Below are 22,289 nucleotides of genomic sequence, written 5' to 3'. Positions count from 1 at the left end.
GGTTCAGGTGCTTCGTGTGGGTCAGCCGGTCAGGTCGAGGTGGTAGGTGCGGGTGCCGGTGCGCCACCACACGTCCGCCTGTTCGTCCGGGCTGAGCTCGCCGATCAGGGTGCCGACGACGTCGACAGTCCCTGGGTAGCCGCTGCTCGTGACCGTGATCGGCCAGTCGCTGCCGAACATGAGCCGTTGCGGACCGAAGGCGTCGAGCGCGGTCTCCCAGACGGGGCGCAGGGCGTCGACGGTCCATGGCTGGCCGGCGCGCTCGAGCCCGGACAGCTTGGCGACGACGTTGTCGTGCCGGGCGATCTCGCGCAGTCCTCGACGCCAGGTGTCGAACGCGTCGCTGCCCCGTGGTGGCTTGGCCAGGTGGTCGACCACGACCGTGAGCTCGTCGAGGGATGCCGCCGCCCGCGTCGCTCCATCCAGCTGCCGTGGAAATGCGTCGGGCACATCCAGCGGAAGGCCATGTGCGGCAAGCACGGCCAACGTCTCACGGACTGCCGGCAGGTCGAGCACATCGTGTCGTTCGTCGTCGTGGATGAGCTGGCGCACACCACAGAAGGCGGGCGAGGCAGACCACCGCTCCAGCGACTCTCGGGCGCCGTCCGGCCGCTCGAGGTCGATCCAGCCGACGACGCCGGCGACCCAGTCGTTGGCAGCCGCGACGTCGAGCATCGCCTCGGTGTCGACTGCGGAGTCGGCAGCCTGGACCAGGACCGCGTGGCCCACCGCGGCGGCCTCGAGCTCGGCGGCCGCCTGCGCTGCGGTGAATGCCCCGTTCAGCACGCCGTGGTCCGGCGTCAGCCACGTGTAGACGCCCAGGTCCGGGTCCCAGAGGTGCAGATGCGTGTCGAGGCGCAGCGAGTCGGTCATCGGACCACCTCCGGCACGAGACCTTCGGCCGCGAGCGCGCTCCACAGGGCGGGGACGGGTGTCGCGGCAGCGCGCGCGACGTTCTCGCGCACCTGTGCAGGAGTCCGGGCGCCGAACACGACGGAGGTCACCGCCGGGTCGAGCGCCGCGTAGTGCAGTGCTGCCGTGGGCAGGTCGGTGCCGTGAGCCTCGCAGACGTCGGCGAGCCGCTCGGCCCGCGCGACGACGTCCGCCGGGGCCTCCGCGTAGTCGAACCTGCCCGATGGGCGGGGCGTGGCAAGGAGCCCGGAGTTGTAGACCGCCGTCGCGGCGACCGCGACCCCGCGTTCGCGGCACAGCGGAAGCAGCCGTGCGCTCGCGGTGTGGTCGATGAGCGTATGCCGCCCAGCCACCATCAGCTCGTCGGTGACGTCGTTCTGGGCCGCGGCGAGCAACGCCGACTCATCCATGGAACCGACCCCGATGCGGCTGACGATGCGTTCCTCGCGGAGAGCAGCAAGTGCGGACAGCCCTGTGTCGCAAGCGGAGTAGGCGTGGGGTGCCTTCTCCGGATCATGGAGGTAGAGCGTGCGGACCCGGTCGAGCCCCATGCGGTCGAGGGACTCGGCGAGGGAGGTCCGCACCCCGGTCTCGGAGAAGTCCCAGACGCGCAGGACGTCTCCCGGCACGTCGAAGAGGTCGGGGTCGCGCTCGGGCCCGCCGGGGTTGGGGCGCAGGAGTCGACCGACCTTCGTGGACACGTGGACCGAGTCCAGCGGCATACCGCGCAGGAAGCGTCCGAGGCGCACCTCGGCCAGCCCCAGGCCGTAGTGCGGCGCCGTGTCGAAGGACCGGATCCCGAGCTGCCAGGCCGTCTCGAGCACGGCCTGCGCCTCGGCGTCGCTCATCGCCTCGAACAGGTTGCCGAGGGCGGCGGTGCCGAGCGTCAGGGATTCGGTGGCCAGGGTCATGGCTGGGCGACGACCTCGTACTCGACGATGCTGGTGGGCAGCATCTCGGTGGAGGCGCCCTGCGCGGTGGGTGCGACGTAGTGGCCGTCGCGGATCTCGACCGGCGTGACGAAGTGCTCGTGGAGGTGGTCGACGAACTCGATGAACCGGTCCTCGGTCGTGCCGGACACGGCGACGTAGTCGAACATCGAGAGGTGCTGCACCGCCTCGCAGAGGCCGACGCCGCCGGCGTGCGGGCAGACCCTGACGCCGAACTTCGCGGCGAGGAGCAGCATGGCGAGGTTCTCGTTGACCCCACCCACGCGGGTCGCGTCGATCTGGAGCACCTCGAGGGCGTCGGCCTGGAGGAACTGCTTGGCGAGCACCCGGTTCATCATGTGCTCGCCGGTGGCGACCGGGATCGGGGCGACGCCGCGCGCGATGGCGGCGTGGCCGAGCACGTCGTCGGGGGAGGTGGGCTCCTCGATCCAGCTGATGTCGTGCTCCTCGAGTGCTTTGACCCACTCGATGGCCTCTCGGACGTCCCATCGCTGGTTGGCGTCGATGGCGATGCGGATGTCGCCACCGACGGCGGCGCGGGCGATGGCGAGGCGTCGACGGTCATCCTCGAGGTCGGCACCGACCTTCAACTTGATCTGCGAGAAGCCTTGCGCCACAGCCTCTTTCGAGAGTCGCTCGAGCTTCGAGTCGTCATAGCCGAGCCAGCCCGGCGTGGTCGTGTAGGCCGGATAGCCGGTCGCGAGCAGCTGTGCGGTGCGCTCGGCGCGGCCCGGCTCGGCGGCACGGAGGATGGCGAGCGCCTCGTCGCGGGTGAGCGCGTCGGTGAGGTAGCGGAAGTCGACGCAGTCGACGAGCTGCTGGGGCGTCATCGTCGACAGGAGCTGCCAGAGTGGCAGGCCCGCACGCTTGGCCTTGAGGTCCCAGAGGGCGTTGAGCACGGCGCCGATCGCCATGTGCATGACGCCCTTCTCGGGGCCCAGCCAGCGCAGCTGCGAGTCGTAGACGAAATGCCGCCACGCCGCGCCCATGTCGTCGAGCAGGGCCTCGACGTCGTGGCCGATGAGGTGATCACGCAGGGACTCGATGGCGGCGACCTGGACGTCGTTGCCGCGGCCGATGGTGAAGACGAAGCCGTGTCCCTCGAGGCCGTCGTCGGCGTCGGTGACGAGGCGTACGTAGGCGGCGGAGTAGTCGGGGTCGGGGTTCATCGCGTCGGACCCGTCGAGCATCAGCGACGTCGGAAACCGGACGTCGTGGGTGTGCAGGGCGATGAACTGGCTCATGACTCTCCTTTGGATGGGACTTGCGCCATGAAACATCCGATCTTTATGGTGTGTCAAGTGCCAGCAGCGCCATGCTCCTTGGTCGAGGCGCAACTGTTCGTTCAACAACGTCGGAGGTCTGTCGTGAAACTCGCTCGTTTCGGCCCCGCGGGCGCCGAGGTGCCCGCCGTCCTGCACGACGGGGTGTGGCACGATGCACGCCCCGCCCTCACGGCGCGGCCGGAGCTAGGCGGCGACTTCGGGCCGGCCTTCTTCGCCGAAGGCGGCGCGGAGGCCCTTCGGTCAGGGCTCGCTGACCTGCCCGTCCTCGATGTCGCCGGCCTACGGCGCGGCGCCCCGATCGGTCGGCCAGGGGCCGTCATCTGCGTCGGCATGAACTACGCGGCGCACGCGGCCGAGTCCGGCGCGCTGCCGCCGGAGCAGCCCGTCATCTTCCTCAAGCTGCCCAACACCGTCGTCGGCCCCGACGACGACGTCGCCATACCGCGCGGCAGCACCAAGACGGACTGGGAGGTCGAGCTCGGCATCGTCATCGGCCGGCGGACGTCCTACCTCCACTCGCCGGCTGACGCGCTCGACCACGTCGCCGGCTTCGTCGCCGTCAACGACGTCTCCGAGCGGGACTTCCAGCTGGCGGTCTCGGGCGGCCAGTGGAGCAAGGGCAAGTGCTGCGCCGGCTTCAGCCCCACCGGGCCGTGGCTGGTCACTCCGGACGAGCTCGACCACCAGTCGCTGCGGCTGCGCAGCTGGGTCAACGGTGAGTCCCGCCAGGACTCGTCGACCGCCGACATGATCTTCGACGTCACGACGATCGTGCACCACCTGAGCCAGTACCTCGTCCTCGAACCGGGTGACCTCGTCCTGACCGGCACCCCGGAGGGTGTCGCTCTCTCCGGCCGCTTCCCCTACCTCGCTGCCGGTGACGTCTGTGAGGTCGAGATCGACGGCCTCGGCCGCGCCCGTCAGCAGTTCGTCTGACCCAGTAGCCATTCCGACCAAGGGAGCAGCATGAAGGACTTCGCAGGCCTCGTCGCCGTCGTCACCGGCGGGGCGTCCGGCATCGGCGCCGCGGTCGTCACCGCGCTCGTCGATCGGGGGGCCAGGGTCGGTGTGCTGGACCTCGACCCCCGAGGCGTTGCCGAGTCGGGCGACGTCGCGGCCTTGCGCTGCGACGTCGCTGACGACGAGTCGGTCCGAGCCGCTGTGAACGGCGTCGTGGCGCGGTTCGGTGGCCTCGACATCGTCGTCAACAACGCCGGCATCGGCGCGCAGGGCGGTGTCGGTGACAACGCCGACGACGAGTGGCACCGGGTCTGGGACGTCAACGTCCTCGGCATCGTGCGCGTCACCCGGGCGGCCCTGCCGCACCTGCGGGCGTCGTCGAACGCCGCCGTCGTGAACACCGGGTCCATCGCGGCCACCCAGGGCCTGCCGCAGCGGGCGCTCTACTCCGCGACGAAGGGCGCCGTGCACGCACTCACCCGAGCCATGGCGGCCGACCACCTCCACGACGGCATCCGGGTCAACGCCGTCGCTCCCGGCACGGCTGACACCCCTTGGGTGGCAAGGCTGCTCGCCACGGCGGCGGACCCCGACGCCGAGCGTGCCGCACTCGACGCGCGCCAGCCGCACGGTCGTCTCGTGTCCGCCGCCGAGGTGGCCGCCGCAGTCGCCTACCTGGCGGCCCCGGGCTCCGGCTCCACCAACGGCGTATGCCTCGCCGTCGACGGCGGCATGGACAACCTCGTGCCGCGGCCCCGGCCGCAGGCCTCACGGTCGTAGCGTCCTGTTGTGAGAGTCGCCCTGTTCGCCACATGCTTCAACGACACGATGTGGCCGTCGACTCCGAAGGCGGTCGTCACCCTGCTCGAGCGTCTCGGCTGCCAGGTCGAGTTCCCCCGAGCCCAGACCTGCTGCGGGCAGATGTTCACCAACACCGGGTATGCCGCCGAGTCGGTGCCGCTCGTGCGCGCGTTCGTCGAGGTGTTCGGGGCCTACGACGCCGTCGTCGTGCCGTCGGGATCGTGCACGGGGTCTGTGCGCGAGCAGCACGCGGGCCTGGCGCGGCGGGTCGGTGATGCCGGGCTGGAGCGCGCCGTCGAGGAGCTGTCGCCCCGGGTGCACGAGCTGTCGGAGTTCCTCGTGGACGTGCTCGGCGTCGTCGACGTGGGCGCCTACTTCCCGCACCGTGTCACCTACCACCCGACGTGCCACTCGCTGCGGATGATCCGCGTCGGCGACGGGCCGCTGCGGCTGCTCCAGGCGGTGCGCGGGATCGACCTGGTCCCGCTCCCCGCCGCCGAGGAGTGCTGCGGGTTCGGCGGGACCTTCGCGATGAAGAACTCCGACGTCTCGGTCGCGATGGGCTCGGACAAGGCCCGGCGCGTGCGCGAGACCGGCGCGGAGGTGCTCGTCGCGGGCGACAACTCGTGCCTGGCCCACGTCGGCGGTCTCCTGTCGCGCCAGCGGGCTGGTGTCCGCACCCTGCACCTTGCCGAGGTTCTCGCGTCGACCGAGGACACTCCTTGGCGAGTCGATGTATCTGCGCGGCCCAGAGGGCGCGCAGATACATCGACCCGCCGTGGCGGTGGCGAGGGAGTGCGGGGGAGCGCGCGATGACGGGCACGTTCGTCGGTATGCCGACGTTCCCGGTGGCGGCCCGCAGGGCGGTGGCCGACACGCAGCTGCGGCGCAATCTCGGTCATGCGACGGCGACGATCCGCGCGAAGCGGGCGGCCGTCGTGGCCGAGGTCGACGACTGGGAAGCCCGGCGCGTCAAGGGCGCCGAGGCCAAGGATCGTGTGCTGGCGCACCTCGACACGTACCTGCTCCAGCTCGAGGAGCGGCTCACCGACGCGGGCGCCACGGTGCACTGGGCCCGCGACGCCGAGGAGGCCAACGCGATTGTCGTCGCGATCGCGCGGGAGAGGACGTCGGGCGACGCGACCCCCGAGGTCGTCAAGGTCAAGTCGATGGCGACGCAGGAGATCGGGCTCAACGAGGCCCTCGAGGCGGCCGGCATCCACGCGTGGGAGACCGACCTCGCCGAGCTCATCGTCCAGCTCGGTGACGACCTGCCGAGCCACATCCTCGTGCCCGCGATCCACCGCAACCGCGCCGAGGTGCGCGAGATCTTCCACCGCGAGATGGGCCGGGTCGGCCGCCCCGCACCCGATGACCTGACCGACGAACCGGCTCGCCTCGCCGAGGCCGCGCGCCTGCACCTGCGCGAGAAGTTCCTCCGCGCCAGGGTCGCCGTCTCCGGGGCCAACTTCGCCGTCGCCGAGACCGGCACGCTCGTCGTCGTCGAGTCCGAGGGCAACGGCCGGATGTGCCTGACCCTGCCCGAGACCCTTGTCAGCGTGGTCGGCATCGAGAAGCTCGTGCCGACGTGGGAGGACCTCGCCGTCTTCATGGAGCTGCTGCCACGCTCGTCGACCGGCGAGCGGATGAACCCGTACACCTCGATGTGGACCGGCCGCACTCCCGGCGACGGGCCGCAGGAGGTCCACGTCGTGCTCGTCGACAACGGCCGCACGAACGTGCTCGCCGACGTCGTCGGCCGTCAGGCGCTGCGCTGCATCCGCTGCTCTGCCTGCCTCAACGTGTGCCCGGTCTACGAGCGGGTCGGTGGGCACGCGTACGGCTCGGTCTACCCCGGGCCGATCGGCGCCGTGCTCGGTCCGCAGCTGCGCGGCCGGCAGGGCGCACTCGAGCAGTCTCTGCCGTATGCGTCCACGCTGTGCGGCGCGTGCTTCGACGCGTGCCCCGTGCGGATCGAGATCCCCGACCTGCTCGTGCACCTGCGCACGAAGGTCGTCGACGACCACCGGGTGTCCAACGGGCGCGGCGTTCCGACCGCCGAGGCCCTCGCGATGAAGGTGGGTGCGTGGACGTTCGCGGAAGCCGGCCGGCTGGAGAAGGCGCAGAACGCCTCGACCCTGGCCGGACGCGCTGCCGGTCGCCTCCTCGGTGGCCGGGCGACCCTGGGGCGGCTGCCGTGGCCGCTGTCGGCCTGGAGCGAGGCCCGCGACGCGCCGGGCCCGCCGAAGGAGACGTTCCGCCAGTGGTGGGCCCGTACCCACGACGACGACCCCGGGCGACAGGGCCGGGGTGGTGACGCATGAGCGCCACGCCGAACGCCGCTCGCGACGAGATCCTCGCCCGCGTGCGGAAGGCATTGTCGGCCGAGGGAACCCCCCACCCGGGGACGGACGCGCCGACGGGTCCCACCGGCGACCCGCACGCCACACGCTCGCCGCTGACGCGTCACGACGTCCTCGACCTGCTCGTCGAGCGCATCGAGGACTACCGGGCGACCGTCGTCCGGTGCACCACCGCCGAGCTTGCCCAGACCGTGGCCGGGGGGCTGGAAGGGTGCGAGTCGGTCGTCGTGCCAGCTGGTTTCGACGCCGCCTACCTCGACGCGGCTCACCTCGACGCCGCCACCGTGCGCCGGGTCGCCGAGGCGGACGTCACCGATGTCCACGACATCGAGGGCGTCGACGCCGTCGTCTCGACCGCGGCCGTCGCGATAGCCGAGACCGGCACGATCGTGCTCGACCACGGTCCCGGCCAGGGACGACGCGGCCTCACCCTGCTTCCCGACCGACACGTCTGCGTCGTGCGGGCCGACCAGGTCGTGGCCGGCGTCCCCGAGGCGTTCGCGGTGCTACGGCCGAGCGTCGACGCGCGCCGCCCTCTGACGTGGGTCAGCGGTCCCAGCGCGACGAGCGACATCGAGCTCGACCGGGTCGAGGGCGTGCACGGGCCACGCATGTTGCACGTCGTCCTCGTCGCGGAGGCGACCTAGGCCCGACCGCGGAGGCGCCGGCCAGACCGGAGGGACGTGCCGCGTCGGGCCCATCGCACGCGGAGGGCGCCGATCGACGTGACCGCCAGCGCGAGCGCGACCCAGGCGGCCGGCGAGTCAGTGGCGGGCGTCGGGGTGGGTGGCGCCTGGGCGACCGGCATCGCCACCGCAGACCGACTGGCGGAGCCGCCGACCGGCTGCCCTTCGGCAGGCCTCGGGGCTGCTGGGGTCGCCGCGCGAGGGACCAGGATCGGCTCCGCCTGGTCGCCCCGTTCACCGGCCGCGGATGGCGCGGTCACGACCGTGAGAGCGGCTCGCCCAACCGGGTCGCCGCCCGCAACGGCCACGATCGACCACGTCCCGAGCCGCGTCGCTGCCGGCACCGTGACCGGGACGTCGAAGTGGCCGCTGGGCGGGTCGTCGACGCGGCCGACCTGCGTCATCCGGCCTGCCCTGTCGACGAGGAGCAGGTGTACGTCACTGGACACGGGCAGGTCGCCGCGCACCATGACCGTTCCGCCGGGCCACGTCGACGGGGGCTCGACGAGCAGGGCCTCCTCGCCCGCGTGGGCCGAGGCCGGCGGCGCGAGGGCGGGCAGGGCGACGGCCGCCGCCGCCAGAGCGGCGGCGGCCGTCACCAGGACCCGTTCCGCGATGCTCATCAGCCGGCGTGCCTCCCGCCGGTCACGGCACCACGACAGGGCAGGCCGTCGCGCCGGACGTCGTGCAGGCGCTGCGTCCGACGATGGCCGGGCTCACGGGGCTGTGTGCGGCGATGTGGTCGGCGACGACCTGGTCCATGATGTTCTGCGTCGTCACGCGGCTCGCGAAGTTGGGGTAGCCGTCGCCACCTGTCGACATGAAGTCGTTCTCCGCGATCCTGTACGTGCTCGCGGCCGTCAGGTCGACCGGAGCCCCCGTGCACGAGCCGTCGGCAGCCTGCCGCACCGCACCCGTGACACGCGACCCGACGGCGGCCGAGATGTCGTACGTGAAGCAGAGGCCAGACACCTGCGGATAGCGCCCGTCGATCGCAGGCATCCGCGAAATGCCGTTCTCGAGCATCGCCTTCAGCTCCGCGCCGTTGACGCTGAGCGTCACGACGATGTTGCCGAACGGCAGGACCGTCAGCACCTGACCTCGCGAGATGGGATAGGGCGGCGGCGTGTAGGCCGGGCAGAAGTCCGACGGGTTGTCGACCGTCGGGCAGGTGAGGGCGTCGCGGAGCCCACCCGAGTTCGTGATGACGAACTCGACCCCGATCGAGGAGTACGTCTCGCGGATGGCGTCGGCGACGACGTTGCCGACGAGCGACTCACACGTCCGCCCGGCCGACTGGCCACACGCGTCCGTGCGCGGGATGAACCGCGTCGAGGACCCGATCACCGTGGCGAGGATGGGCGTGAGCTGGGCGTTGAGGCTGTTGATCCGGGCCTGGATCGTCGGGTCGGGGGTGACGCCGATGTCCCACGGCTTGTGGAAGTCGGCCGTCTCGTAGACCGAGGTCTTCGTCGACGGGTCGATGACGAGCCTGACCCGCGTGAACCGGAGTCCCTTGCTCCGGTTCTCCGTGACGAGCACGCCGTTGGCCCGCGTGCTGACGACCTGGAAGTCCGTGTGGTCGCCGATGACGACCTCGACGTTGGACACGTTGTCGGCGAGGTCCAGCAGCGGGCCGGTGGGGTTGGTCAGCGTGCCGGCCGTCGCGCCCAGGTGTCCCATGGCGACGATCGTCGAGACGCCGGTCGACTTCAGTCGAGCCGCCTCGGCGTTCACGGCCGCGAGCGAGCTCGCGACGTGGAACGGCGGGAAGGCGGTCGGCGAGACCAGGGTCGGGGCGTCGTCGTTCGTGAAGCCGACGATCCCGACCTTCGTCCCCGCGAACGAGAAGACCTGCGACGGCTTCCACTCGGCCGGGGTCCTGCCGTTGGCGTCTACGACGTTGGCCGACAGGAACGGGTACTTCGCGAGCGGGATCAGGGTGTTGCGCAGGTACGCCGAGCCCTTGTCGAAGTTGTGGTTGCCCAGGCCGTCGGCCGAGACGCCCATGTCGTTCATCGTCTCGATCGTCGGCGTGTCACCGAAGAAGGCGCTGATCGGCGGCGTGGCCCCGACCGAGTCGCCCGCGGCCACGAGGAGCGAGCCGTCCGGCGCCTCGGCCACGCTGCGGTACCAGTCGAACCAGGACTTGAGGAACGCGGAGCCGCCGATCGTGAACGTCGGTGTCGGCGGTGTCCCGGTCGGCTGGGAGGCAACGGCGTCCGGCGCGTCGGCGAGCGGGATCAGCTGACCGTGGAAGTCGCTGATGTCGAGGATCGTGGCGACCTTGAGGTTCGGCGACGTCGTGAGGTCGACGCGGATCTTGCCGCGGGCGTTCTGCGGCCCGGGAACCCGCAGGAGGAACGCGAGCGTCGGCGCGATGTCGATCGCCCGCATGCCGGCCACGGGCGCCTGCCTGCGGATGCCGGGGCCTGCGGCCACGAAGGTGGCGTGCATGTTGATGTTGTGAGCCAGGTCGACCAGGTCCGGCAGGTAGCCGTGCTGGCCGAAGAAGTTCGACAGTGCGATGGTCTGGCCCGGAGTCGCGGCGTCGAACTGGTACGGCGGGGCGAGCACGACGACGACGTCACCACTGCGGCTGGGGTGCAGCGAGTCGCTGCCGTCGACGTTTCGCAGCTCCTCCTTCTTCATGATCCTGCGGACCACCGGGTCACCCGGGTTGGCCGGGTCGGTGAGGTTCGCGAAGGCGTTGATCACCTGCGTGCGCACCTGCTCGTACGTCACCCCGGAGGGCAGGGTCTGGTTGACGTAGATCTGTGCGGTGCCGCCGGCCCAGCAGGCCTTGGCGAGGTTCGTGGCCGTGGCTGCTCGGCAGTTCGAGGGCTGCTCAGGACCCTGCAGACCGGCGTCCGAGAGCACCTTGCCGGCGTTCACGGCGAACCACTGCGGCGCGAAACCGTGGTCGGAAGCCGCGATCGTCGTCGGCGATCCGCCCATGAGCGAGCGCGTCAGCGCGAGCTTTGCGTCGGCCTCGTGGTAGGCGCTGCGGATGTAGGCCTCCCGCTCCGTCACCCGCCCGTCCGGTATGCCGTTGTAGTCGGTGTCGTCGAAGACGGGGTTGGGACCACCGTCGGGCGCCGTCGCAGTGACGAGCGCCATGAACTGGTGGCTGAACTCGTCGGTGACGGGGAAGCCGACGAGCGCGAGCTCCGTGTTGGGCTGCAGGGTGCCGAGGATGTAGGTCAACACGGCGTCTCCGTAGGCCTTCTCCAGGTCACGGCCCTGCTCCACGTAGGTGTCCTCGTCGATGACGCGGGCCTCCAGCGGCGCGAAGTCCGCCGCGATGGCCGTGGGCAGGTTCTCGGCGATGTACTTCTCGAGGCGGTCCTCCCCGGCACCACCGGCCGGCAGCGCGTTGCACGCTGGGGTCGAGCAGGTCGCGATGACCCTCTCGACGGACGTGAAGTAGAGCTTGAAGGACGACAGGTCCGGAGACAGGGAGATGAGCTTCGTGTAGAAGCCTGCAGCCTGTCCCGCTCGGGCACCGATGAGCCCGTCCGCGCCGGTGAGCTTGACCTCCTTGAAGTCGCCCACACCGAGCCCGACGGCCGCGCCCGCGGCGTCCTTGGCGGCGGAGGCCGGGACGAGCAGCGCTCTGTCGTAGGCCGAGAGGCCGTCGACGACCGAGTCGAACACGTAGATGTCGTAGACCCTCGTAGGGTTCTGGGCAGCGAACGTCGTCGCGATGCTCAGCTGCGTCTCCTGCGGCGGGGCCGCCGTGTCACCGGCGGGGGCGTTCGTCCATCCGGTCGCACCGGCGAAGCCCGCGACCTGGTAGCTGACGCCGAACGCGGCGGCGCCGGACTGCTCCGAGGCCACGAGCGGGTACGTGAGGACTCCACGCGTCGAGAAGAACGTCGTGAAATCGACTGTGGGCCCAGCGATTCCGGCCTGTGCGCCGCCGACCCAGTCGACCTGGGCGACCTTCTTGCCGGCGCGTTCAGCTGCTGCGGCGATGTGGTCGGCCTGGAGGGATCCCGGGGCCGAGAAGGACGTGCGGTTGTTGAACGCCTCGCCCGGGCGGTAGTACGTGTTGTTCGTCGAGCCGTGCTCCGACGGGTACGTGCCGGTGGCCATGGTGTGCCAGCCGACGCCGGTGTTCGGCGGGAAGGACTGGACCATGCCGTTGCTCCCACGGACGCCGGTCGCCATCATCGACGCGTACGTGGGCATCGCGCCCTGCGCCGCGTACCGCTCCATGAGGTCGGGTCGCATGCCGTCCGAGGCGAAGAGGACGGCCCGGTTGGTCACGGCGGGGGGAGTGGGGGCCGCCGCTGTGGCGGCGGGCGCGACCCCCGCCACCTCGGGGGCGGACTGGGCGAGTGCCCCCTGCCCGCCTGCGACCAGGACCGCCGAGACGGTCACCAACGTCAAGAGTCGAGCGCGCGCACGGAACACCTTTGCCTCCAAGAGCAACCGGGGCCCGGCTCCGGGCCCCCGGAACGTGACCTCTCGACGCTAGTCCTGGGGGGTCCTGCGCCGCGCGCTTTCCGTGAAACCAGGCCTGACGGCATTCGCGCGTATGCCGTGTGCCCGGTCCGCTCGACGACCACCACGTGGGACCGTTCGCGCCGAACCCTTGACACCCCGCAGTCGCGTTGTAACGATAAACCCCGGTTCACCACCCTTCCGAACCGCGCGAGGCCAAGGGGGCCCGACGACCGTCGGTGTATCGATCAATCAGCAGACACGACGAACTCGTCCACCCAGGACGCGTAGCAACGGAGGTACGCCATGGGTTTCAACGCTTCTCTCGATCGGCGCAGTTTTCTCACGTGGTCCGCGGTCGGCGCCGCAGCAGCTCTCGCAGGGTGCACGACCCAGGGTGCGACGGGTACCGGCGGGGCCGGCGGCGCCGGCGCCAAGGGCATCACGGTCATGGGCATCGCCGATGACTTCCCCAAGGACCTGATGAAGATCTGGAACAGCAAGCATCCGGACCTTCCCGTCAAGATCATCACCTACGACGAGACCCGGCTCAACGCGATGCTCGCGGCGGGCAACCCGCCCGACCTCGTCCGAGGTCTCGGCGCCCAGCAGGCCGGCTTCCTCGCCAGCCGGAAGGTCGCCCGGCCCTTGGACGACTACATCGCCAAGAGCACTGCCTTCAAGGTCAGCGACCTCGCCACGGTCAACGACGTGTGGCGCTGGGACGGCACCAAGCAGGGAGAGGGCCAGATCTACGGTCTGACCAAGGACTACAGCCTCGACATGATGGTCTGGTACAACTCGGGCCTCTTCGAGTCGGTCGGGGCGACTGCCCCCACGGCCGACCGGCCCCCGACGTACGACGACATGCTGGAGGTGGCCAAGGAGCTCACCAGCGTCAAGGGCGGCAAGGTCCTGCGGTACGGCCTGTGGAGCACGGCTCCCGCGGTCGAGGGCATCCACGCGATGATGGCCACGACCGGAGTCCCGCTGTTCAGCGAGGACCTCAAGACCGTCGACTTCAGCTCCCCGGAGGCCCAGAAGGCCGTTCTCTGGCTGGCCGGCGTCGCCAAGGCCAAGGTGGGGTACACGCTCCTCGACCCCAACCCGGACGGCTGGGACTGGCCCCCGTTCAGCGTGCAGCGTGAGGCGATGGCCCAGGCCGGCTACTGGTTCGCGGGTGCCGTCGCCGGCGGCGAGGGCACAGGCAAGTGGGCGCGCATGGCGCCGGCGCCCATGCTGGGCAGCAAGCGGGTGAGCCCGACCACGTCCGCCACGGGTCACTGGATCCCGACCAAGGCGAAGAACCCGGACGGAGCCTTCGCCCTGCTCGAGTGGTTCACCGCCGGGGAGCCCGCGGTCGCGCGCGCCAAGGCCGGGTGGGGCATCCCGATCATCAAGTCCCTCGAGTCGCACCTCCCCACGGCACAGCCCTTCCAGAAGGAGGCGATCGAGACGCATCGGGCCGAGAGCCAGTACGCCACCGTCCTCACCTTCTCGCCCTATGCGACGGTGACGGCCCTCTCCGCCACGGTGGCGGGCCTGTTCCCGCAGCTCGTGAAGGGCGGTCTCACGATCGGGCAGTTCGCCGACCAGGCCAACGACAAGTGCAACCAGCTCCTCGCCGAGGGTGTGTCGCGGGTCGGAGGCTGACATGACTGCAGAGTCGCCCTCGCTGCTGCAGAGCGCTGCGAGACCGCGCTTCTACCAGACGACGCGCTGGCGCCAGGGTCGTGACTTCTACCTGTTCGTCTCGCCATGGGTCATCGGCACGATCCTGCTGACGATCTTCCCGCTGGCCTACGCCTTCGGGGTCAGCCTGACGAACTGGGACGGCATCAGCCCGGGGTTCAAGTGGGTCGGCTTCGAGAACTACGCGAAGGTGCTGACGAACCCGGAGACGTGGGCGAGCCTCGGTCGGACCGGCATGCTGGCCCTGGTCGTGGTGCCCATCACCGTGGCAGGGAGCCTGGTGCTGGCGGTCCTGCTCAACAACAAGGTCCGGTTCCGTGCCGGCTGGCGGACGCTCATCTACCTGCCCGCCGTGGTGCCGCCCGTCGCGGCGACGCTGACGTGGAAGCTGCTCTTCGAGCGCGACTCCGGCGCCGTCAACGCCGTCCTCGGCCTCTTCGGGCACGATGCGGTCAACTGGATGACCGGCCAGCAGGTCTTCGTCGTCCTCATCGTCGTCATGCTGTGGGGAATCGGTGGTGGCGTGATCATCAATCTCGCTGCGCTGCAAGACGTTCCGCAGGAGCTGCTGGAGGCGGCCGAGCTCGACGGGGCCAGCCCCTGGCGGCGGTTCCTCTCCGTGACCGTGCCGACGATCTCGCCGGTGCTCCTGTTCCAGTTCGTCACCACCACCATCGGCGTGCTGCAGACCTTCGTCCCGGCCCTTCTGCTGTCACCGGGCTCAGGGGCCACGGCGATCACGTCCGTGCCGGAGTCGAACCGGGTGTTCATGATCGATGTCTACGCCGAGTACTTCGCGTTCTCGCGGTACGGCTACGCCTCCGCCATGCTCTGGCTCTTCTTCGTCGTGATCCTGCTCATCACGGGAGTCTTCTTCAAGGTGAGCGGGCGCACCGTGTTCTATGCGGTCGACCCCTCGGCAGGTGGAAGGAATGACTGACACCATGACGAACACCCTGAAGCACCGCACGACCGACGCGGTGACCGTGCGGCAGAGCAGTCCGCCGCGGACCGGGAAGGTCCGGCGCGAACGCAGCCGGCGGAACCGGCCGAGCCGAGTCGTCTTCGCCATCCTGCTCGTCGTGTCGCTGGTGCTGCTCTTCCCGGTCTACTGGATCTTCGTGACGGCGTTGAAGTCGCCGAACCAGCTGGCCTCGGGGGGAACGCTCCTCTGGCCGGCGCCCGCGCACTTCGAGAACTTCGTCCACGCGGTCACCGACATCCCCTTCCTCGTCTACGCCGCCAACTCGGTGTTCCTCTCGACCGTGTCGGGCCTGCTGACGACCCTGTCGTCGGCGCTGGTCGGATACGGCTTCGCGCGGCTGCGGGGACCCGGCAAGAACGTCCTCTTCGGGGTCCTCATCGCGATGATGATGATGCCGGGAATCATCACCCTCATTCCCACCTACCTGCTCTTCGCCCGAGTCGGCCTGGTCGGGACGTACTGGCCGTGGGTGCTGTGGGGGGCGGCAGCCGCGCCGTACCTGATCTTCCTCTACCGCCAGTTCTTCGCGGGGCTGCCGAAGGAGCTCGAGGAGGCGGCAGTGCTCGACGGATGCTCCCAGGTCCGGATCTTCTGGCAGATCTTCCTGCCGCTGTCGAAACCGGTGCTGGTGACGGCCTTCGTCATGTCCTTCGCAGGGGTGTGGGGTGACTTCATCTCTCCGATGCTGCTGCTGGACAACAGCAACACGACCCTCGCGGTCGCCCTCACCAACGGATACGTCAACGAGAAGGGGTTCCCGCTCAACAACCTCATCGCCGCCGGCGCGATCCTCTACGTCGTGCCCCTGGTGCTCATCTTCGTGTTCATTCAGCGAAGGTATGTGCAGGGCCTCAGCGCCACCGGCAACAAGTGAGACAGGGGTACAACGATGGTGACGATGGCCGATGTCGCGCGAATCGCAGGCGTGTCGACGATGACGGTGTCGAACGTGCTCAACGACCGCAAGGCCGTGAGCGACTCGGTGCGCGCGCGGGTCATCGAGGCGGTGGAGACCTCCGGCTACGTCATGAACCACTCCGCGCGTGCCCTGCGCAAGGGCGCCACCGGGGTCATCGGGCTGGCAGTGCCGGGGTTGGACAACCCCTACTTCAGCCTGCTCGCCGACCGCGTCGTCGCCCGAGCCGGTCAGCTCGGCTACCGGGTGGCGATCGAGCACACGAGCGCCAAGGTCGAGGGTGAGCTCGCCGCAGTGGCGGCCTCCCGCAGCCTCGACTACGACGGCCTCATCATGACTGCTGTCGAGATCGGCCCCGAGGAGGCCCGGCGGCTCGGACGCACCATCCCGCTCGTGCTCATCGGCGAGAGGTCAGTGGGCGGCACGGTCGACCACGTGGCCATGGCGAACGTCGAGGGCACCCGGGCGGCGACCGCGCATCTCGTCGAGCGCGGCTGCCGCAGGATCGCCTGGGCCAGCGTGCCGGATCCCGTGGGCGACACGAACAACGTGCTGTACCTGCGGCACCAGGGCTACCTGCAGGCTCTGGAACAGGCAGGGCTGGAGCCTGACTCGGGCTTCCGGGTCGACCCTGGTGGCCTGACCTTGAGCGGGGGCCGCGCCGCGGCGCACCGGCTCGTCGACGACGGCATGGACTTCGACGGGGTCGTCGCCGTCACCGACTCGGTCGCCCTTGGCCTCCTGCGCGGACTCGCCGACCGCGGGGTGCGCGTGCCGGACGACGCCCGCGTCGTCGGTTTCGACGATGTCAACGAGGCGCAGTTCAGTGTGCCCTCGCTGTCGAGCATCCATCCCGGACACGACTGGATGGTCGACACCATGCTCAACCTGCTCCTCGAGCGGATCAACGGCACGAGGACGGGCACCGGGCGCGAGCTCGTGGCCCCGTACGAGCTGATCGTCCGGGAGTCCTCTGCCTGACCGGTCCCGCCCAGCACATCCACGACAACCCGACACGCCGCGCAGAGACCCGCGCGGACATCTTCCACCTTCCACGGAGACAGCCATGCCCAACACCTCTGCCCGCGCGATCGTCAACCTCGACGTCACCGGTCACACCATCAGCCGACACATCTACGGCCACTTCGCCGAGCACCTCGGACGCTGCATCTACGGCGGGTTCTGGGTCGGCGAGGACTCCGAGATCCCCAACGTCGGCGGCATCCGCACCGACGTCGTCGACGCGCTGCGGGCCATCCGCATCCCCAACCTGCGCTGGCCCGGCGGCTGCTTCGCCGACGAGTACCACTGGCGTGACGGCATCGGCCCGCGCGAGCAGCGGCCGCGGATGGTGAACTCGCACTGGGGCGACGTCGTCGAGGACAACAGCTTCGGCACGCACGAGTTCATGGCTCTGTGTGAGCTGCTCGGGGCGGACCCCTACATCAGCGGCAACGTCGGGAGCGGCACGGTTCGCGAGATGTCCGACTGGATCGAGTACCTCACGCGTGCGGACGACTCACCCATGGCCGCGCTTCGCGCTGCCAACGGACGGGAGGAGCCGTGGCGGGTTCCCTTCTGGGGCCTCGGGAACGAGGCCTGGGGGTGCGGTGGAAACATGCGGGCCGAGGCCTACGCCGACCTGGCGCGCCAGTACGCCACCTACGTGCGCGAGCACAACGACAACAGGGTGTACCGCATCGCCGCAGGAGCCGACGCCGACGACGTGTCCTGGACGCGGGTGCTGATGGAACAGCTCGGATCGATGACGGAGCCCGTTCGTTCGGCGTCGCCGTTCCAGGCGGTCTCGGTGCACCGCTACACGGTCCCCGGTCCGTGGGAGAACAAGGGATCTGCCACCGGGTTCAGCGAGGAGGACTACTGGACGACGATGGCCACCGCGAAGGGGACCGAGACCGCTCTGCGGAAACACGCCCGGGTCATGGACTGCTACGACCCCGACAAGAAGGTCGGCCTGGTCCTCGACGAGTGGGGCACCTGGTGGGACGTCGAGCCCGGCACCAACCCGGGGTTCCTCTTCCAGCAGAACACGCTGCGCGACGCCCTCGTGGCGGGCATGCACTTCGACGCCTTCCACGCGCTCGCCGACCGGCTGGTGATGGCGAACATCGCCCAGACCGTCAACGTGCTGCAGGCCATGATCCACACCGACCCCGACACGAACGCCCTCCTGCTCACACCGACCTACCACGTGTTCGCCATGAACGCCGACCACCAGGACGCGCAGTACCTTCCGACACATCTGGACGCTCCCGCTGCCGTGCGCAGCGTCGACGGCGCCGAGGTCCCGACGCTCTCGGTCTCCGCGAGCCGCAAGGACGGCAAGGTGCTGCTGTCAGCCTCCAACCTCGACCTCGAGCACTCGGTGACGCTCTCGGTCGACCTGCGCGGCGGACGGCTCGACAGTGTGACGGCGCAGCTGCTCACCGCGGAGAAGGTGGACACGTGGAACGACGCCGGCAACCCGCACGCTGTCGCTCCTGCGGACCTCGAGGTCGCGTCGGCCGACGGCGTGGTGCGCCTCGAGATCCCGCCACACTCGTTCGTCACCGTTCGCGGCACGCTCGTCGGATGAGGCGGCCGTCATGACCACCGGTACGGCAGGGGCGACGCGACCCTGTCGCCGGTGTCCTTCCTCCGAGGACCGCAGTCTCGAGGCCGTCAGGGCGGCGGTGAGGGAGCAGCTGTCCTGGGAGGTGGACCTCGCCTCGGACGAGGTCAGGGACGCGCGCCTGGACCTGTGCCGTCGCTGCCCGGACCTGGCGGCCCACACGTGCCGCCGGTGCGGGTGCTACGTGGAGTTCCGTGCCTCGCTCCTCGACAAGACGTGTCCCCGGGGCTCCTGGTAGCCGGACACGAGCAAGGCTCTGCCAGTTGGGGGCTCACCCGACCCGTCGGTCGGCCCACCGTCCCCACTCCCTCGCACCACATCGTCATCCACACTCGACTGAGGTACTCATGGCGCACAAGCTTGTCGCGCGCATCGGATCGGCCACCGGCACCACCATCTCGCCGGACCTGTGGGGGATCTTCCTCGAGGACCTGAACGACGCCCTCGACGGCGGTCTCAACGCCGAACAGGTCCGCAACGGTGACTTCGAGTTCTCCCGCCTGGACCAGCACGGATGGGGGCCCCTGACCGGCTGGCAGGTCGACGTCCCCGACGACCGGACCCGGCTCTGGGTACGCACCCAGGAGCCGCTCCACCCGAACAACCCCACCTACCTGCGGCTGCTCGGCCCCGTCACCCTGCGGAACGAGGGATGGGACGGCGTCGGCGTACGTGCGGGCGCGAGCCACCGGATCGGCTTCGCCGCCCGCGTGGTGGATGGCGCAGGGTCCGTGCGCGTCACCATCCGCGACCGGTCCGACGTCCTCGCCGAGGCAACCGTGGAGATCGCCGGCGACACCTGGTCGTGGTACTCCGCCGACCTGCAGGCGCGAGCGGACGGACGCGGCGTCCTGAACGTCGAGCTGCCCGAGGGCATGGGCGTGGACCTCGACGTCGTCTCGATGCGGCCGGTCGGGCCCGACGGGGAGGCGTTGACGTTCCGCCCCGACCTGCTTGCCGCTCTTGCAGACCTGCGCCCGTCGTTCGTCAGGTTTCCCGGCGGCTGCCTCGCGCACGGCACCGGGCTGGAGAACATCTACCACTGGAAGGACACCGTCGGGCCACGGCACACCCGGCGGCATACGTTCAACCCCTGGGGCTACCACCAGTCGATGTCGATCGGCTACCTCGAGTACTTCTCCCTGTGCGAGCAGCTCGGTGCGACGCCGGTGCCCGTCGTCGCCGCGGGCGTGTGCTGTCAGAACACGCCGGGCGGCCCCCGGCCGATTCCGGACGAGGAGATGCCGAGCTACATCGCGGACGTGCTGGACCTCATCGAATTCGCGAACGGTTCCGTGGCCTCGCCATGGGGGGCGATCCGCGCCCAGCTGGGACACCCCGAGCCGTACGGACTGCGCTACCTGGGCCTGGGCAACGAGGACCAGATCACCGACGACTTCCGGGACCGCTACACGCGGATCGACGAGGCCGTGCGGGCAGCCCACCCAGAGGTCACCGTCATCGGGACCGTCGGGCCCTCGCCCTCAGGGTCCGACTTCGAGGCTGGGTGGCGCTACGCGCGGGAGCGTGACATCACACTCGTCGACGAGCACTTCTACTGCTCCCCGCGGTGGTTCCACCAGAACACCGATCGCTATGCCGACTACCCCCGTTCCGGCCCGGGCGTCTACGTCGGCGAGTACGCGGCACACGGTCGACAGGTGCGCTCCGCCCTGGCGGAGGCGGCATTGATGATCGCGATGGAACGTGACTCGGACGTCGTGCGGCTCGCCTCCTATGCACCCCTGCTCGCGCGAAACGGCCACAGCCAGTGGGTGCCCGACCTCATCTACTTCGACGCGGAACGGGTGGTGCCCTCGGCGTCCTACGACGTGCAACGACTGTTCTCGACCGAGCGAGGGGTCGAGGTGCACGCCGTCGACGTCGAGGGGGCGGACCCCGCGCCGGTGCCCACGCTCGACCCGGGCACCGTCCGTGTGAGCGCGCCCACCGCGACCGTGTGCTTCCGCGACATCGAGGTCGACGGGGTCGCGCGGCCCGAGCAGACGGCGTCCGGTGAGGATGCCGTCGAGCTCGCCACGGTCGGCGCCACCCGTTCCGCCGTGACGTTCACGGCCGAGCGCACGTCCGGGACGGACGGCTTCGTCGTCGAGCTCGGCGCGACCGGACCCGGGGCGTTCCTGGCCCTGCACGTCGGCGCGTGGCAGAACAAGTCGACGATGCTGGTGCGTCACGGCGACGGCCAGCACGACAACGCCGGCTCCCCCGAGCCGTGGGTGGGCGTCACGACGGGAGTCCCCGTCGAGGTGAGGCTGGAGGTCGACTGGCCCCGGACCCGCGTGTGGGTGGACGGCCGGCTGCGTCACGACGTCGCGCACGACGAACGCCCGGAGCGCCGGGTGGTCGCGGGGGCGTCCTCGAGGGCAGCCGTGGACGGCGCCGTCGAGCACGTGGTGCGACTGGTGAACGCGACGGCCGCCGCGAGGGAGACCCGCGTCGAGCTTCCGGCTGGGGCGGGGGACGCCGCCGCGGCTGACATCGCGCATGACATCGCGGACGTCACGGCGAGCGGCACGGTGCTCGCGGGGGCCGGACCCGATGACGGCGGACCGTTCGAGGCCTCGCCGATGACGGCGGTCACCTGCGAGCTGACGGGGAAGGGTGGCGTCGAGCTGACCCTTCCGCCGTGGTCGTTCGCAGTCCTGGTCATCCGTCGTCGGGCTCCTCGCGGATGAGCTGCCAGCCACCCCGACGAGCCCGACGAGCTCGACGAGCTCGACGCGGTCGACGGTCAGCGGACGGGCGCTGCACCGCTCAGCTGGAGGTCACCCGTGAGCGGCAGGTGGGTCGCGTGGCGGATCTCGTCACCGCAGCGTGGGCAGTGCCACGCGGTCTCGAGCTTGACGTAGTGGTGCCCGACCGAACCACAGCTCAGGGTCGGACCGGTCAGTGCCTGCCCGGGCGCAGCCGCGCGGCCTGACGGCTGGTCGGCACGGTGGAAGGCGATGCCGCTGAGAGAGCCGACGAGGACCGCGAGGACCGCGAGGGGCCACAGGGTGGCCAGCGAAGTGGCTTCGGAAGCAATCATCGCGTTCATGTCGGCTCCATTCCTTCATGCGCTGCGGGGTCGACACCCCGTTGCCGGAATCCTCTTGGCGGGCTTCCTGTCGAGAACTCTGCCGGGCTCCCTGCAAGGCACCTGCCCGCAGAGCACCAAGAACTGCGCAAGAAGGGCACAAGGCGCAAATGGGATGCTGACCGGGTGGGCCGGTCCGGTCAGCCACCTCAGAGTTTGCGGGGCCGTCCCACGCCGGGAGGCCGCACCAGAGAGGATGTGCCCATGGCAAAGCCCGACCGTGGCCTGAGGTTCTTCAAACGCAGCGGCCACGACCTGACCGTGAAGGACAGTGACGGCCGCAAGCTGCATGCGGTCCTGGAACCCGTCGACCAGCACGGGACGCACGACGACGGGCCGTTCGCGTTCGGCTACTGCAAGAGCTGCGACTGGACCGGACCGGCTCGACGGGCTCGCGACAAGGCGCGCAAGGACGCGATCGCCCATCAGGACGAGTGCCCGAGCAAGGGCAAGATCCGCATCGGCGTGAGCGAGGACGACCCCAGGGCGCCCTGACGCTGATTCCCGTCGTGTCAGGTCATCGCACGTGGGAGGCGCCCGAGGAGAGGCTGATGGGGTCG

Annotated in this window: 19 protein-coding genes; 13 read left to right on the top strand and 6 right to left on the bottom strand. The window is 70.2% G+C overall.

What is annotated here, in order from left to right:
- Nucleotides 1-21 precede the first annotated feature (21 nt).
- From ACFQU3_RS24165 to ACFQU3_RS24155, 3 genes are read right to left on the bottom strand one after another with little or no spacing between them, the layout of a single operon-like run.
- Nucleotides 22-873 carry an amidohydrolase family protein gene (locus ACFQU3_RS24165; RefSeq protein WP_385914654.1) on the bottom strand — a complete coding sequence of 284 codons (852 nt, stop codon included), beginning with the start codon at nt 871-873 and terminating at the stop codon, nt 22-24.
- On the bottom strand, nt 870-1,823 hold the full coding sequence (locus ACFQU3_RS24160) for an aldo/keto reductase (RefSeq protein ID WP_385914651.1): 954 nt from the start codon (nt 1,821-1,823) through the stop codon (nt 870-872). Before ACFQU3_RS24160 ends, ACFQU3_RS24165 begins: the two co-directional genes overlap by 4 nt.
- A complete protein-coding gene (locus ACFQU3_RS24155; RefSeq protein WP_385914648.1) occupies nt 1,820-3,106 on the bottom strand; it encodes an enolase C-terminal domain-like protein in 1,287 nt (428 codons plus the stop codon). The genes ACFQU3_RS24160 and ACFQU3_RS24155 overlap by 4 nt, the downstream gene beginning before the upstream one ends.
- 123 nt (nt 3,107-3,229) lie before the next feature.
- On the opposite strand from ACFQU3_RS24155, the gene ACFQU3_RS24150 reads away from it, so the two are divergent.
- Genes ACFQU3_RS24150 through ACFQU3_RS24130 form a run of 5 tightly spaced genes read left to right on the top strand, consistent with a single transcriptional unit; the run spans nt 3,230 to nt 7,919 of the window.
- Complete coding sequence (locus tag ACFQU3_RS24150) at nt 3,230-4,084, top strand: fumarylacetoacetate hydrolase family protein (protein ID WP_385914645.1); 855 nt, start codon at nt 3,230-3,232, stop codon at nt 4,082-4,084.
- Nucleotides 4,085-4,114: 30 nt separating this feature from the next.
- Nucleotides 4,115-4,888, top strand: coding sequence for an SDR family NAD(P)-dependent oxidoreductase (locus ACFQU3_RS24145; protein WP_385914643.1), 774 nt, complete (start codon nt 4,115-4,117; stop codon nt 4,886-4,888).
- 9 nt (nt 4,889-4,897) lie between these two features.
- Nucleotides 4,898-5,725 (top strand): (Fe-S)-binding protein, encoded by an 828-nt coding sequence (locus tag ACFQU3_RS24140; protein WP_385914641.1) that lies wholly within the window; start codon nt 4,898-4,900, stop codon nt 5,723-5,725.
- Nucleotides 5,722-7,233 (top strand): lactate utilization protein B, encoded by a 1,512-nt coding sequence (locus ACFQU3_RS24135; RefSeq protein WP_385914638.1) that lies wholly within the window; start codon nt 5,722-5,724, stop codon nt 7,231-7,233. The genes ACFQU3_RS24140 and ACFQU3_RS24135 overlap by 4 nt, the downstream gene beginning before the upstream one ends.
- Complete coding sequence (locus tag ACFQU3_RS24130; RefSeq protein WP_385914636.1) at nt 7,230-7,919, top strand: lactate utilization protein C; 690 nt, start codon at nt 7,230-7,232, stop codon at nt 7,917-7,919. The genes ACFQU3_RS24135 and ACFQU3_RS24130 overlap by 4 nt, the downstream gene beginning before the upstream one ends.
- On the opposite strand, the gene ACFQU3_RS24125 is transcribed toward ACFQU3_RS24130, so the two are convergent.
- On the bottom strand, nt 7,916-8,581 hold the full coding sequence (locus ACFQU3_RS24125; RefSeq protein WP_385914634.1) for a hypothetical protein: 666 nt from the start codon (nt 8,579-8,581) through the stop codon (nt 7,916-7,918). The two genes, ACFQU3_RS24130 and ACFQU3_RS24125, sit on opposite strands and share 4 nt — an antisense overlap.
- A gap of 22 nt (nt 8,582-8,603) precedes the next feature.
- The gene (locus ACFQU3_RS24120; protein ID WP_385914631.1) at nt 8,604-12,344 is read right to left on the bottom strand and encodes a 5'-nucleotidase C-terminal domain-containing protein; all 3,741 of its coding nucleotides are present in this window, start codon (nt 12,342-12,344) and stop codon (nt 8,604-8,606) included.
- A gap of 369 nt (nt 12,345-12,713) precedes the next feature.
- Here ACFQU3_RS24120 and ACFQU3_RS24115 point away from each other — a divergent pair, with 369 nt between their 5' ends.
- The 7 genes from ACFQU3_RS24115 (at nt 12,714) to ACFQU3_RS24085 (ending at nt 21,328) form a co-directional block, all read left to right on the top strand.
- Complete coding sequence (locus ACFQU3_RS24115; protein WP_385914628.1) at nt 12,714-14,060, top strand: extracellular solute-binding protein; 1,347 nt, start codon at nt 12,714-12,716, stop codon at nt 14,058-14,060.
- A 1-nt stretch (nt 14,061) separates the two neighbouring features.
- Nucleotides 14,062-15,039 (top strand): carbohydrate ABC transporter permease, encoded by a 978-nt coding sequence (locus ACFQU3_RS24110; RefSeq protein WP_385914626.1) that lies wholly within the window; start codon nt 14,062-14,064, stop codon nt 15,037-15,039.
- On the top strand, nt 15,032-15,958 hold the full coding sequence (locus tag ACFQU3_RS24105) for a carbohydrate ABC transporter permease (RefSeq protein WP_385914624.1): 927 nt from the start codon (nt 15,032-15,034) through the stop codon (nt 15,956-15,958). Before ACFQU3_RS24110 ends, ACFQU3_RS24105 begins: the two co-directional genes overlap by 8 nt.
- A gap of 24 nt (nt 15,959-15,982) precedes the next feature.
- Nucleotides 15,983-16,981 (top strand): LacI family DNA-binding transcriptional regulator, encoded by a 999-nt coding sequence (locus tag ACFQU3_RS24100; protein ID WP_385914621.1) that lies wholly within the window; start codon nt 15,983-15,985, stop codon nt 16,979-16,981.
- 85 nt (nt 16,982-17,066) lie between these two features.
- Nucleotides 17,067-18,596, top strand: a complete 1,530-nt coding sequence (locus ACFQU3_RS24095; RefSeq protein WP_385914618.1) for an alpha-N-arabinofuranosidase — start codon at nt 17,067-17,069, stop codon at nt 18,594-18,596.
- Nucleotides 18,597-18,606: 10 nt separating this feature from the next.
- Nucleotides 18,607-18,870 (top strand): DUF6171 family protein, encoded by a 264-nt coding sequence (locus ACFQU3_RS24090; protein ID WP_385914616.1) that lies wholly within the window; start codon nt 18,607-18,609, stop codon nt 18,868-18,870.
- Between the two features lie 109 nt (nt 18,871-18,979).
- The gene (locus ACFQU3_RS24085) at nt 18,980-21,328 is read left to right on the top strand and encodes an alpha-L-arabinofuranosidase C-terminal domain-containing protein (protein ID WP_385914613.1); all 2,349 of its coding nucleotides are present in this window, start codon (nt 18,980-18,982) and stop codon (nt 21,326-21,328) included.
- Between the two features lie 56 nt (nt 21,329-21,384).
- On the opposite strand, the gene ACFQU3_RS24080 is transcribed toward ACFQU3_RS24085, so the two are convergent.
- Nucleotides 21,385-21,690 carry a hypothetical protein gene (locus ACFQU3_RS24080; protein ID WP_385914610.1) on the bottom strand — a complete coding sequence of 102 codons (306 nt, stop codon included), beginning with the start codon at nt 21,688-21,690 and terminating at the stop codon, nt 21,385-21,387.
- A gap of 243 nt (nt 21,691-21,933) precedes the next feature.
- Between ACFQU3_RS24080 and ACFQU3_RS24075 the strand changes: the two genes are divergently transcribed.
- The gene (locus ACFQU3_RS24075; protein WP_385914607.1) at nt 21,934-22,224 is read left to right on the top strand and encodes a hypothetical protein; all 291 of its coding nucleotides are present in this window, start codon (nt 21,934-21,936) and stop codon (nt 22,222-22,224) included.
- Nucleotides 22,225-22,289: the final 65 nt, after the last annotated feature.

It is taken from the genome of Terrabacter sp. GCM10028922 (assembly GCF_042666095.1).
In the GTDB taxonomy this organism is placed as follows: domain Bacteria; phylum Actinomycetota; class Actinomycetes; order Actinomycetales; family Dermatophilaceae; genus Terrabacter.
The sequence above is the reverse complement of the archived record's forward strand: the minus strand, read 5'-3'. Positions and strand labels throughout refer to the sequence as shown.